Annotated in this window: 11 protein-coding genes and 1 other RNA gene; 5 read left to right on the top strand and 7 right to left on the bottom strand. The window is 67.7% G+C overall.

Annotation, left to right across the window (positions count from 1 at the left end; genetic code table 11):
* Positions 1-6: 6 nt before the first annotated feature.
* Together FN976_RS04865 and FN976_RS04860 are read right to left on the bottom strand one after the other, a co-directional pair.
* Positions 7-792 (bottom strand): polysaccharide deacetylase family protein, encoded by a 786-nt coding sequence (locus FN976_RS04865; protein WP_145891572.1) that lies wholly within the window; start codon positions 790-792, stop codon positions 7-9.
* Between the two features lie 5 nt (positions 793-797).
* Positions 798-1,748, bottom strand: coding sequence for a YncE family protein (locus FN976_RS04860; RefSeq protein WP_255440203.1), 951 nt, complete (start codon positions 1,746-1,748; stop codon positions 798-800).
* Between the two features lie 125 nt (positions 1,749-1,873).
* Here FN976_RS04860 and FN976_RS04855 point away from each other — a divergent pair, with 125 nt between their 5' ends.
* Positions 1,874-2,647: an alpha/beta fold hydrolase gene (locus FN976_RS04855; protein ID WP_145891570.1), complete on the top strand. Its 774-nt coding sequence runs from the start codon at positions 1,874-1,876 to the stop codon at positions 2,645-2,647.
* Between the two features lie 4 nt (positions 2,648-2,651).
* Here FN976_RS04855 and FN976_RS04850 read toward each other — a convergent pair whose 3' ends face one another.
* From FN976_RS04850 to ompA, 5 genes are all read right to left on the bottom strand, one after another.
* A complete protein-coding gene (locus FN976_RS04850) occupies positions 2,652-3,377 on the bottom strand; it encodes a pseudouridine synthase (RefSeq protein WP_145891568.1) in 726 nt (241 codons plus the stop codon).
* A 43-nt stretch (positions 3,378-3,420) separates the two neighbouring features.
* Positions 3,421-3,794, bottom strand: a transfer-messenger RNA (tmRNA) gene (gene ssrA / locus FN976_RS04845).
* A gap of 13 nt (positions 3,795-3,807) precedes the next feature.
* On the bottom strand, positions 3,808-4,479 hold the full coding sequence (locus FN976_RS04840; protein WP_145891566.1) for an HAD-IA family hydrolase: 672 nt from the start codon (positions 4,477-4,479) through the stop codon (positions 3,808-3,810).
* Entirely contained in the window at positions 4,479-5,186 is a 708-nt protein-coding gene (gene ubiG, locus FN976_RS04835; protein WP_145891564.1) for a bifunctional 2-polyprenyl-6-hydroxyphenol methylase/3-demethylubiquinol 3-O-methyltransferase UbiG, read from the bottom strand. The genes FN976_RS04840 and ubiG overlap by 1 nt, the downstream gene beginning before the upstream one ends.
* An 88-nt stretch (positions 5,187-5,274) precedes the next feature.
* Complete coding sequence (gene ompA / locus FN976_RS04830; protein WP_145891562.1) at positions 5,275-5,970, bottom strand: outer membrane protein OmpA; 696 nt, start codon at positions 5,968-5,970, stop codon at positions 5,275-5,277.
* 245 nt (positions 5,971-6,215) lie between these two features.
* On the opposite strand from ompA, the gene gyrA reads away from it, so the two are divergent.
* The 4 genes from gyrA to FN976_RS04810 are packed head-to-tail and all read left to right on the top strand — an operon-like array spanning position 6,216 to position 12,812.
* Positions 6,216-8,849: a DNA gyrase subunit A gene (gene gyrA / locus FN976_RS04825; protein WP_145891560.1), complete on the top strand. Its 2,634-nt coding sequence runs from the start codon at positions 6,216-6,218 to the stop codon at positions 8,847-8,849.
* The gene (pheA, locus tag FN976_RS04820; protein ID WP_145891558.1) at positions 8,846-9,928 is read left to right on the top strand and encodes a prephenate dehydratase; all 1,083 of its coding nucleotides are present in this window, start codon (positions 8,846-8,848) and stop codon (positions 9,926-9,928) included. The genes gyrA and pheA overlap by 4 nt, the downstream gene beginning before the upstream one ends.
* Positions 9,929-9,939: 11 nt before the next feature.
* Positions 9,940-10,809, top strand: coding sequence for a prephenate dehydrogenase (locus FN976_RS04815; RefSeq protein WP_145891556.1), 870 nt, complete (start codon positions 9,940-9,942; stop codon positions 10,807-10,809).
* An 11-nt stretch (positions 10,810-10,820) separates the two neighbouring features.
* Positions 10,821-12,812, top strand: a complete 1,992-nt coding sequence (locus FN976_RS04810; protein WP_145891555.1) for a bifunctional 3-phosphoshikimate 1-carboxyvinyltransferase/cytidylate kinase — start codon at positions 10,821-10,823, stop codon at positions 12,810-12,812.
* The last annotated feature ends 51 nt before the right edge of the window (positions 12,813-12,863 follow it).

Here is a 12,863-nt window from a genome sequence, read left to right as displayed (position 1 = left end):
CTCGAGTTACTTCGTCTGCGCGATCCAGGCGCGCCATTCAGGATGATCCCGCAAGGTGGCGAAGCAGAAGCCGCGCTCCTTCAGCCCCGCGATCAGCGGCTCCAGCACGGCTGGCGCCCACGGATCCTTGCGCGACCAGATGCCGAGATGCGCGACCAGGATGTCGCCGGTGCGGATGTCACGCAGGGCCTTGGCCAGCAGTTGCTGGTTGCTCACGGACTCGCTGGGCAACTCGTCGCCCAGGAAGCCGGCGGGCGCCCACCCGACGTGGCGCCAGCCGCAGGCGCGAGTGGCCGCGAGGAAGCGCGGTGAGGTCTTGCCGCCCGGCGCGCGGAACAGCGGCAGGGGCTTGCGACCCGTGAATTCCTGCAGGCGGTCCGCCGCCTTGGCGATCTCGGCGCAGTATTCGGCGGCGGTCCAGGTACGGTCCTGGCCGGCGGCCGGGCCCGAGGAGGCCCGCACGCGGAATCGCACGGGCTCGCCCGGCAGGTCGGCGCGCCAATAGGTGTGGTCCCAGGTGTGGGAAGCGAACTCGTGGCCCTCGGCCGCGCGCGCCTTCCACCAGCCGGCCCAATGCGCACCCAGGCTGCCGTCACCCTCCTTGGTTTTTTCATTCGCCGCGAAGAAGGTCACTCTGACCTGCTGGCGCTGCAGCACCTCGGCCACCAGCGGCGCCACTTCCATGTGGCCGGTGTCGAAGGTCAGGTACACCGGCTTGGTGCAGGCCGGCTGCGCCAACGCGGCGGGCACGGCCACCGCGAGCAGCAGCGTCGCGATCAGGCGCTTTCCCATGGCCTTCAGCGCGGCGCGTGGTCCAGCGTCCAGACCCCGTGCGGCGATTTGCCGACCTTCACCTGCCGCACGACCTGCTTGGTCTCGAGGTCGATGACGGTCAGCTTCTTGGCCCAGCGTGAGGTGGTCAGCAGCAGCTTGCCGCCGGCCAGGATTTCCATGCAGTCAGGACCACCGGGCGCCAGGTACGTGTCCACCACCTGCAGGGACTGCAGGTCGAGCTTGCTGATGGTGTTGGCCACGCGGTTGCTCACATAGACGAAACGCTTGTCGGCGGCCGCCCGGAAGGCGTGCGCGCCCAGGCCGGTCTTGATCTTGCGCACCGGGCGGGCCGGGCCGTCGCTCACGTCGAAAACCTCGACGCTGTCGCTGCCCGTCAGCCCCACCATCACCAGGCGGTCGTCCGCGGTGCCATAGACGTCGGCCGGGAGAGCGCCGGTCTTGACGCGCCACTTGAGCTGCTGGCTCGCGAGATCGACGGCGACCAGTTCGTCGCTGTCCTGCATCGTGATGTAGGCCGTGGTGCTTTTGCTGTCGATCCAGATGTGGCTGGGCGTCTTGCCGGTGGGAATGCGCTTGGCGAGTGTGATGTCCTTGCCGTCCCAGCGGTACAGGTCGACGTGGTGCAGCCGGTTGCCCGCCGTCACCAGCCATTTCATGTCGGGTGAAAAGCGCAGGTGATACGGGTCGAGGATGCCGCGGATCGTGCGCTGGATCTCGGCCGTGCGCGGATCGATGAAGGTCAGGGAGTCGGCGCCGGCATTGGCCACGATGACGGACTTCTCGTCGGGCGTCAGGTATAGGTGGTGCGGTTCCTTGCCGGTGGGCAGGCGCCGCACCTCGCGCCAGCTCACCGGGTCGATCACGCTGACATCCGCGTCGAGCGAATTCAGGACGAGGATGGGTGCCGCACCCGGCGCGGGAGCCGGGGCGGCGGGCTGGCCGTACCCCGCCAGGGGAACGGTGAGCAGGAGGCCGGCCAGCAGCCAGGGCTGGCGGAGGAAGGAGAGATTCACGGAGACGGATATTCCTGGGAGAAACGGGTTCGGCGGCTGCGCTCGCCACTGGGTAACATGCCGCGATGGAGCGCCTGTTGGTACGCGGTGTCCGGCTCGAAGTTCAACGCATCGCCCTTCCGGGTGGAGGACGCGGCGCACCGCTTATTTTCCTTCATGAGGGGCTCGGTTCCGTGGCGATGTGGCGCGATTGGCCGCAAAAGATGTGCGAAGCGACGGGACGAGACGGTTTTGTCTACTCCCGGCGGGGCTACGGCGGCTCGGAGCCGGTGCCGGAGGTGCGCGGCACGGGGCGGCTGCGGGCGGATTACCTGCACCGCGAAGCCTTCGACGTGCTGCCGGAGCTGCTGAGGCAGCTGGGCGTGGCGCGGCCCGTGCTGGTGGGCCACTCGGACGGCGGCAGCATCGCCCTGCTCCATGCCAGCCGGTTCCCCGTGACCGCCTGCGTCGTGATGGCGCCGCACGTGATCGTGGAAGATGTGTCGGTGCGCTCCATCGCCCAGGCCCGGGAGGCCTATGAAACCGGCGGGCTGCGCGCCCGGCTGGAGCGCTACCACGCCGACGTGGACGTGGCCTTCTGGCAGTGGAACGACATCTGGCTCAGCCATGAATTCGGCAGCTTCGACATCCGTCCCGATTGCAAGTCGATTTCGGCGCCCGTTCTGGCCCTCCAGGGAGAGGACGACCCCTACGGGACGCTGCGGCAGATCGATGAGATCGGGCCCACGCAGGGCCCGTTCGAGCGGGAGGTGTTGCCGCAGTGCGGTCATTCGCCGCATCGCGACCAGCCCGGGCGCACGACCGCGCGCATCGCCGCGTTCCTGCAGCCGTTGCCCTGAAGGTTCAACGCTTCGCGACCGCCGCGAGTTCCTCCGGCGTCAGCCAGCGCCACTGGCCCGGCTGAAGCTCCGGCGGCAACGGCAGGCTGCCGATGCGCGACCGGTGCAGGCCCTCGACACGGTTGCCCACCGCCGCCAGCATGCGCTTGACCTGGTGGTACTTGCCTTCGGTCAGAGTCAGTTGCAATGAATGCTCACCGGTGGCGGTGCAAGCAGCCGCGCGGACGGGGCGAGGATCATCGTCGAGCACGACGCCCTCCAACAGGCGGCGCACCTGGGTGTCGTCCACCGGGTCGGCGGTCGTCACCTCGTAGACCTTGGGCACGTGGTGCTTGGGAGACGCCATGCGATGGATGAAGGCGCCGTCGTCGCTCAGCAGGAGCATGCCGGTGGTGTCCTGGTCGAGCCGGCCGATGGCCTGCACGCCCGGCTGGATGCTCTTGTGCGGCCGCTGCCGCAGCGGCGCCGGCAGCAAGGTGTAGATGCTGGGCCAGGCCGACGGCTTTTGCGAGCACTCGGTGCCGGCCGGCTTGTGCAGCACCAGGTACGCCTTGGCGTGGAATGCCCAATCCTGGCCGTCCACGGTGAACTCCAGGCCTTCGGGCTCGAACTCGGCGTAGGGGTCGGTGACGGGTTGGCCCTGGACCGTGACGTGCCCAAGCTGGACCAGGCCCAGGCAGACGCGGCGGTTGCCGAAGCCCTGGGAATAGAGGATGTCGTGCAGTTCCATGGGGCGCGCAGTATCGCACCGCGGCCCATGGCCCTGGGATGAATGGTGGAGCTGGCGGGAATTGAACCCGCGTCCGCAAGCCTTCGCCGAACAGTTCTACATGTTTAGCGGTCTGATTTGGATCTCGCCAACCGGGTCGCGCAGTCGCACGCTACCTGGCCAGCCAGTGCCCTATTTTCTCGTCCCGACCCAAGGCACCCGGATCCGGACCAGCCGATGAAGATAACTCTACAGTTCGGGGCTTGCGCCCCTCACCCGGCCCATCGGCCTGCCGTTGTAGAGCTCACGCGCAATTAAGCGGCGAGGGCGTACGAAGAATCGTTCGCAGTTGGTTTGTTTCAGATGGATTTACGAGGTGACTGATCCTCGACATGCCCTGCTGCGGGTCCGAACCCACGTCGAAACCGGTGCAGCCCCAGGAACACGTATCTTACGCCTGCGGCCGGAAATTCAAGAGGGGCAGCAATTCGAGCGGTGCGCCGATGTGGGTATCCGCGCCCCAGCGGCCCACGTCGCTCTTGCCGAGGTAGCCATACGTCGCGGCCACGGTCGGCATCCCGGCCGCCTTGCCGGCCGTGATGTCGCGCTCGTCGTCGCCGACGTAGATGCAGTCTTGCGGCGGCACACCCAGTTGCCGCGCGGCTTCGAGCAGCGGATCCGGGAACGGTTTCGCCCGCGGCGTTGAATCGCCGCCCACGATGGCCCTCGCCGTCGCGAAGAGCGGCATGCCCTGCGTCAGCGGCCGCGTGAAGCGCATGGCCTTGTTGGTCACGACCCCCCAAGGCAGGCCGCGCTCCGCCAGCCCCTGCAGCAGCTCGACGACACCATGGAAGATGACGGTCTTCTGCGTCATGCAGCGCTCGTAGTTGACGAAGAATTCCTCCCGGAGCTCCGGAAACTTCGGATCCTCCGGCGTCACGCCAAAGGCGATGCCGAGCATTCCACGCGCGCCGGCACCGGCCATGGGCCGGTACTGGATCAGCGGCAACGGCGCCAGGCCGCGGTCGGTCCGCATCTTGTCCGCGGCGGCGCCGAGGTCGGGTGCGCTGTCGATCAGGGTGCCATCGAGATCGAACAGCACAGCTTTTGCCTTGGAGAACATCAGACCTTGCGGGTGCCCATCAGATAGTTAACGCTGGTATCGCCACTCAGCCAATAGCGGCGGGTCAGCGGGTTGTATTCCATGCCGCGCGCCTGCACCAGCTGCAGTCCCGCGGACCTCGACCATGCCGCCAATTCGCTGGGGCGGATCAGCTTGAGGTATTCGTGGGTGCCGCGCGGCAGCAGGTTCAGCAAATATTCCGCGCCCACGATGCCGTAGAGAAACGCCTTCGGATTGCGGTTGATCGTGGAGAAGAACACCCAGCCGCCCGGCTTGACCAGCCGCGCGCAGGCCTGGACCACCGATGACGGGTCGGGGACGTGCTCCAGCATTTCCATGCACGTGACCACGTCGAACGATTCCGGCTGGGCGGCGGCCAGCGTTTCCGCGCTGGAGAGCCGGTACTCGACGTTCTCGGTGCCGGCTTCCATCGCATGCAGTTGCGCGACGCGCAAGGCCTTGTCGGCCAGATCGATCCCGAGCACCTGTGCGCCTTTGCGGGCCATCGAGTCCGCCAGGATGCCGCCGCCGCATCCGACATCCAGCACCTGCTTGCCGGCGAGCCCGGCCAGGCCGTCGATCCATTGCAGCCGCAACGGATTGATGTGGTGCAGCGGCCCGAATTCGCTGTCCGGGTCCCACCAGCGGTGGGCCTGCTCGGAAAACTTGGCCAGTTCGGCCGGGTCGGCGTTGACGGTTTGGCTCATGGGGCCTGGATTGTCGCGCGCCGAAATGAAAAAAGCCGCGCAGGGCGCGGCTTTTTTACTCACCGTTGCCGGTGCTCCAGGCTGGAGATCAGCGGTTGGCGCGGGTACCGACCACTTCGATTTCCACGCGGCGGTTCTTCGCGCGGCCTTCGGCGGTCTTGTTGTCGGCGACGGGCTGCTTCTCGCCCTTGCCTTCGGTGTACACGCGGTTCTTCTCGATGCCCTTGGTCACCAGGTAAGCCTTGACGGATTCGGCGCGGCGAACCGACAGGCGCTGGTTGTAGGCGTCCGTGCCCACGGCGTCGGTGTGGCCGACGGCGATGATCACTTCGAGGTTGATGTCCTTGATCTTGCCGACCAGGTCATCCAGCTTGGCACGGCCTTCGGCCTTCAGGACCGACTTGTCGAAGTCGAAGAAGGCGTCAGCGGCGTACGTCACCTTCGTGGTGGACGGGCCAGCAGCGGCGGGTGCCGGCGCGGGCGGACGGGCGGCCGGTGCGGCGGCCGGGGGAGCGGCCGGACGGGGCGCGGCAGCCGGGGCGGGCGCCGGAGCAGCCGTCACCAGGGCACCGTCGCAACCGACGGCCGCAGTGGCGGGCGTCCAGTTGGCATCACGCCAGCAAAGCTCGTTCGTGCCGTTGCGCCACACGTACTCGCCGGTGCCGTTCTGCCAGTTGTCGATCACGTTGCCACCGTTGGCAGCGGTCACGCGGGTCTGCGCGCCCGCGGCCGTTGCCAGCGCAGCGGTGGCGAACATCAGCGCCACTTTGTTCAGTTTCTTCATGGTTCTCCTCTTGGGGAAAAAGCCGCAGCTGCGCTGCGTCAACACTACGTCTTAGGTGACCAATTCACCAAATACGTCCAAAGGATTGTGCCACACGTCCTTACACAAGCAACCGTTGGCCCAGCGGCACCACGTAGGACGAAACCGCATTACCCGCTTCTGTTGCTTGATCGCGACAGGGCTGCGCGAAAGTAAAATCTTGGGTTTCGCCTCGCGCCAAGACCGACCGGGATGACTGGACCTGCATGACCTCCTTCGCCAAAGAAACCCTGCCCGTCAGCCTTGAAGAGGAGATGCGCCGCAGCTACCTCGACTACGCCATGAGCGTCATCGTGGGCCGCGCACTGCCCGATGCGCGCGACGGCCTGAAGCCCGTGCACCGCCGCGTCCTGTACGCGATGCACGAGCTGAGCAACGACTGGAACCGCCCGTACAAGAAGTCCGCGCGCATCGTGGGCGACGTGATCGGCAAGTACCACCCGCATGGCGACCAGTCGGTGTACGACACCATCGTGCGGCTGGCGCAGGACTTCTCCATGCGCCACATGCTGGTGGACGGCCAGGGCAACTTCGGATCGGTCGACGGCGACAACGCGGCGGCCATGCGCTACACCGAGATCCGCCTGTCCAAGATCGCCCACGAGATGATCGCCGACCTCGACAAGGAGACGGTCGACTTCGGGCCCAACTACGACGGCAGCGAGAAAGAGCCGCTGGTCCTGCCCAGCAAGCTGCCCAACCTGCTGGTCAACGGCTCCGGCGGCATCGCGGTGGGCATGGCCACCAACATCCCGCCGCACAACCTGAACGAGGTGGTGGACGCCTGCCTGCACCTGCTGAAGAACCCGGAAGCGTCGATCGACGAGCTGATGGAGATCATCCCCGCGCCCGACTTCCCCACCGCCGGCATCATCTACGGCGTCTCAGGCGTGAAAGAAGGCTACCGCACCGGCCGCGGCCGGGTCGTGATGCGGGCCAAGTGCCACTTCGAGGACATCGACAAGGGCCAGCGGCAGGCCATCATCGTCGACGAGCTGCCCTACCAGGTCAACAAGAAGACGCTGCAGGAGCGCATGGCCGAACTGGTCAACGAGAAGAAGATCGAGGGCATCAGCCACATCCAGGACGAGAGCGACAAGTCCGGCATGCGCCTCGTGATCGAGCTGAAGCGCGGTGAAGTGCCCGAGGTGGTGCTGAACAACCTGTACAAGCAGACCCAGCTGCAGGACACCTTCGGCATCAACATGGTCGCGCTGATCGACGGCCAGCCGCGCCTGTGCAACCTGAAGATGCTGATCCAGGTGTTCCTGCAGCACCGCCGCGAGGTGGTGACCCGCAGGACGGTCTTCAACCTGCGCAAGGCCCGCGAGCGCGGCCACGTGCTCGAAGGCCTGGCCGTGGCCCTGGCCAACATCGACGAGTTCATCCGCATCATCCGCGAGTCGCCCACGCCGCCGGTGGCGAAGGCCGAGCTGATGAGCCGGCCCTGGGATTCGAAGCTGGTGCGCGAGATGCTGACGCGCACCCGCGCGGATGGCGGCGTCGTCAATGCCGACGACTATCGCCCGGAAGGCATGGAGCGGCAGTACGGCATGCATTCGGACGGCCTCTACCGGCTCTCCGACACGCAGGCCCAGGAAATCCTGCAGATGCGCCTGCAACGCCTGACGGGGCTGGAGCAGGACAAGATCGTCGCCGAATACAAGGAAGTGATGGCCGAGATCGACGACCTGCTCGACATCCTGGCCCGGCCCGAGCGCGTCTCGACCATCATCACCGAGGAACTCACGGCGCTGCGCCACGAATTCGGCCAGACCAAGCTGGGCGCGCGCCGCTCGGAGATCGAGCACAACGCGCAGGACCTCGCCACCGAAGACCTGATCACGCCCACCGACATGGTGGTGACGCTCTCGCATTCGGGCTACATCAAGAGCCAGCCCCTGGGCGAATACCGCGCGCAGAAGCGCGGCGGCCGCGGCAAGCAGGCCACCCAGACCAAGGAAGACGACTGGATCGACCAGCTCTTCATCGCCAACACGCACGACTACCTGCTGGCGTTCTCCAACCGCGGCCGCCTCTACTGGCTCAAGGTATGGGAGGTGCCGGCGGGCTCGCGCGGCGCCCGCGGCCGCCCGATCGTCAACATGTTCCCCTTGCAGGAGGGCGAGAAGATCAACGTGGTGCTGCCGCTGACCGGCGAGTTCCGCAGCTTCCCGGCGGACCACTTCGTGTTCATGGCCACCAGCATGGGCACGGTGAAGAAGACCGCGCTGGACGAATTCAACAACCCGCGCAAGGCCGGCATCATCGCCGTGGACCTCGACCAGGGCGACTACCTGATCGGGGCGGCGCTGACCGACGGCAAGCACGACGTGATGCTGTTCTCCGACGGCGGCAAGGCCGTGCGCTTCGACGAGAACGACGTTCGCCCCATGGGCCGCAACGCGCGCGGCGTGCGCGGCATGATGCTCGACGAGGGCCAGGGCGTGATCGCCATGCTGGTTGCGGAAGACGAGGAGCAGAGCGTGCTGACCGCCACCGCGAACGGCTACGGCAAGCGCACGCCGATCGGCGAATACACGCGCCATGGCCGCGGCACCAAGGGCATGATCGCCATCCAGCAGAGCGAGCGCAACGGCAAGGTGGTGGCGGCCACGCTGGTGCACGCCGACGACGAGATCATGCTCATCACCGACCGCGGCGTGCTGGTGCGCACCCGGGTGAGCGAGATCCGCGAACTCGGCCGGGCCACCCAGGGCGTGACCCTGATCGGCCTGGACGAAGGCGCCAAGCTGAGCGGATTGCAGCGCATCGTGGAGAATGACGCCGGGCCCGCCGAGGGCGAGGACTCCCCGTCCGGCGAAGCCACCCCCACATGACCAAGACCCTTGCCGAACTGCGCGCCGCCATCGATGCCGTCGACCGCGAGCTGCTGGCCGCGCTGAACCACCGGGCGGCGCTCGCCAATGAAGTCGGGGACCTGAAGCGCGCCGAAGGAACACCGGTGTTCCGTCCGGAGCGCGAGGCGGCCGTGATCAACGGCCTGCAGAACGCCAACCCCGGCCCGCTGAAGGAAAACAACGTCGCGAACATCTGGCGCGAGATCATGTCGGCCTGCCGCGCGCTGGAGGCGCCGCAACGCGTGGCCTTCCTGGGCCCGGCCGGCACCTTCAGCGAACAGGCGGCGGTGCAGTTCTTCGGCTCCAGCATCGAGCGCGTGCCCTGCATCAGCATCGACGAGGTGTTCCGCGCCACCGCGGCCGGCACCGCGCAGTTCGGCGTGGTCCCGGTGGAAAACTCGACCGAGGGGGTCGTGGCCCGCTCGCTCGACCTGTTCCTCAACACGCCGTTGCACATCGTCGGCGAGACCAGCCTGCTGGTGCGGCACAACCTGCTGCGCCAGGCCAATTCGCTGAAGGACATCGAAGCCGTGCTGGCCCATCCGCAGGCGCTGGCCCAGTGCCAGGGCTGGCTGAACGCGCACCTGCCCGACGTCGAGCGGCGGGCCGTCTCCAGCAACGCCGAAGGTGCCCGCCTCGCCAGCACCAACCCGGCCTGGGCCGGCATCGCCAGCGACCGCGCGGCCACCGAGTTCGGCCTGCACATCGCCGCCCACGCGATCCAGGACGACGCCTTCAACCGCACGCGCTTCGCGGTGGTCTGCCTGCCCCAGACGCTGAACGCGCCGGAAGCCTCAGGCAAGGATTGCGTGAGCCTGATCGTTTCCGTCCCGAACCGCCCGGGCGCGGTCCACGACATCCTCGTTCCGTTGAAAAAACACGGTGTTTCCATGACCCGTTTCGAGTCGCGCCCCGCGCGCTCGGGCCAATGGGAATATTATTTCTACATCGACCTGCAGGGCCACCCCTCGCAGCCGCAAGTGACGGCCGCGCTGGAAGACCTGCGCGGCCTGTGTGCGTTCTACAAGGTGCTGGGCACCTATCCTCTCGGCGAATAGGCGGCACCCTCATGTTTGAGCAGTTGGGATTGATCGGATGCGGCCTGATGGGCGGCTCCTTCGCGCTCGCGCTCAAACGCGCCGGGCTGGTGAAGCGGGTCGTGGGCTACAGCAAGTCGCCCTCCACCACCGAGCGCGCCCGCCAGATGGGCGTGATCGACGTCGAGGCGCCCTCCGCGCTCCTGGCCGTCTCGGGCGCCGACATCGTCCTGCTGGCCGTGCCGGTGTCCGCGACCGAGGCGACCTTCAAGGCGATCCGCCACCTCATCACCGACAACATGCTGATCATGGACGTCGGCTCGACCAAGCGCGACGTCGTCGATGCCGCGCGGCGCGTGCTGCGCGACCACGTGGGCACCTTCGTGCCCGCCCACCCGATCGCGGGCAAGGAAGTGTCGGGCGTCGAGCATGCCGACCCGGACCTGTATTCGGGCAAGCAGGTCATCCTCACGCCGATCGACCGCACGCTGGTCGGCCACCTGAAGCGCGCCAACGACGTGTGGGACGCGATCGGCTGCAAGGTCCTCCAGATGACGCCTGAGGCGCACGATGCGGCCTTCGCCGCCGTCAGCCACCTGCCGCACCTGGTGGCGTTCGCGTTGATGCACGGCATCGCCAACCAGCCGCAAGGCAAGGATTTCCTGGCGCTGGCCGGCCCCGGGTTTCGCGATTTCACGCGCATTGCCGCCAGCGACCCCAAGATGTGGCGCGACGTCCTGATGGCCAATCGGCACGAGATCATCGAGCAGGCCAAGGTGTTCCAGCGCAGCCTGCACAACATGTTGCAGCACATCGAGGACAGCAACTCGGAGCCGCTCGAAGGGATGATCGAGATGGCGAGCCACACGCGCGCCCACTGGCGCATGGGCCAGAAGAAGTAGCCCAGCCCCCCATGTTCGCGACAGCTTTTCTCGACCTCCCGCCCCTGGAGAGCGCGGGCGGCACGGTGATGCTGCCGGGCTCCAAGAGCATTTCCAACCGCGTGCTGCTGCTGGCCGCGTTGAGCGAAGGCACCACGCGCATCGAGGACCTGCTCGACTCCGACGACACGCGCGTCATGCTGGACGCCCTGCGCGCGCTGGGGTGCAGCGTCGTCCACCAGGGGGGCGCGCTCGAGGTCACTGGCCTGGGCGGCAAGGCCCCGGCCGCCCACGCCCGCTTGTTCCTGGGCAACGCCGGCACCGCCATGCGGCCCCTCAGCGCGGCGCTGGCGCTGATGGGCGGCGAATTCGAGCTGAGCGGCGTGGCCCGCATGCACGAACGCCCGATCGGCGACCTCGTCGACGCGCTGCGCCAACTCGGTTGCCGCATCGACTACCTGGGCACGGAAGGCTTCCCGCCCCTCAAGATCCACCCGGCCCCGGCGCTCCGGCTGGCCGCTCCCATCCAGGTGCGTGGCGACGTCTCCAGCCAGTTCCTGACTGCCCTGCTGATGGCGCTGCCTTTGGTCGCCCGCCAGGACATCGTGATCGAAGTCGTGGGCGAGCTGATCTCCAAGCCGTACATCGGCATCACGCTGAACATGCTGGAACGCTTCGGCATTGCCGTGCGGCGCGAAGGCTGGCAGCGCTTCACCATCCCGGCCGGCAGCCGCTACCAGTCGCCAGGCAAGATCCACGTGGAGGCCGATGCCTCGTCGGCCAGCTACTTCGTGGCACTGGGCACGCTGGCCGCCGTCGGCGAGCCGCTGCGCATCACCGGGGTGGGCGAGGACTCCGTGCAAGGCGACATCCGCTTCATCGACGCGGCGCGGCGGATGGGCGCGCGCGTCACCGGTGGGGCCAACCGGCTGGAGGTCGCGCGCGGCGCGTGGCCGCTGAAGGCGATCGACCTCGACTGCAACCACATCCCGGACGCCGCCATGACGCTCGCGGTGATGGCGCTGTATGCCGACGGCCCCAGCACCCTGCGCAACATCGCCAGCTGGCGGGTGAAGGAAACCGACCGGCTCGCGGCCATGGCCACCGAGCTGCGCAAGCTGGGGGCCGTCGTCGAGGAAGGCGCGGATTTCCTGCGGGTGACGCCGCCCACCCGATGGCAGGCGGCCTCCATCCACACCTACGACGACCACCGCGTCGCGATGTGCTTCTCCCTGGCGGCGTTCAACCCGGCGGGCCTTCCCGTGCGGATCGAAGACCCGAAATGTGTCGCCAAGACCTTCCCCGATTACTTCGAGGCCCTCTTTTCAGTGGTGCGCACCCCGCCGCAGCGCATCCCCGTCATCTGCGTCGACGGGCCCACGGCCTCCGGCAAGGGCACGCTGGCCGCGGAACTGGCGCACCGCCTGGGCTACCACTACCTCGACTCCGGGGCGCTGTACCGCATCACGGCCTATGCCGCGATCCGCGCGGGCCTGCAGCCGGAGCCGGCCCATGAAGCGGCCATCGCCGGCATGGCGGCGACGCTGGCGGTGCGCTTCTCCGGCGGCCGCGTGCTGCTGGACGAGCTCGACGTCACCGACGCGATCCGCACCGAAGAAGCCGGCATGAACGCTTCGCGCGTGTCCGCCCTGCCCGCCGTGCGCACCGCGCTCGTGGCCCTGCAGCACAGCTTCCGCCGCCTGCCCGGCCTGGTGGCGGACGGGCGCGACATGGGCACGGTGATCTTCCCCGGCGCCACCTTGAAGGTCTACCTCACGGCGAGCGCCGCCCAGCGCGCCGAACGGCGCCATAAGCAGTTGATTTCAAAGGGGATTTCGGCTACACTCCCGGCTCTTCGCGCCGACCTGGAGGCGCGCGATGCGCGGGATTCGTCCCGCGAAGTCGCGCCCTTGAAGCCGGCCGACGACGCTCTCCTGCTGGACAACTCCGGGCAGACGGTCGAAGAGTCCGTTTCCCAGGTGCTCCAGTGGTGGAACGGGAAGCAGGCTTTCAGGTCTTCCTGAAAGCCAGAAGGCCCACCCGGCTCCCCCCGCGCGCCAGCGCACCGGCCAGGT

It is taken from the genome of Caenimonas sedimenti, from assembly GCF_007833165.1.
Lineage (GTDB): Bacteria > Pseudomonadota > Gammaproteobacteria > Burkholderiales > Burkholderiaceae_C > Ramlibacter > Ramlibacter sedimenti.
Note: the sequence above shows the minus strand (reverse complement) of the source record. Positions and strands in the feature narration are given on the sequence as shown.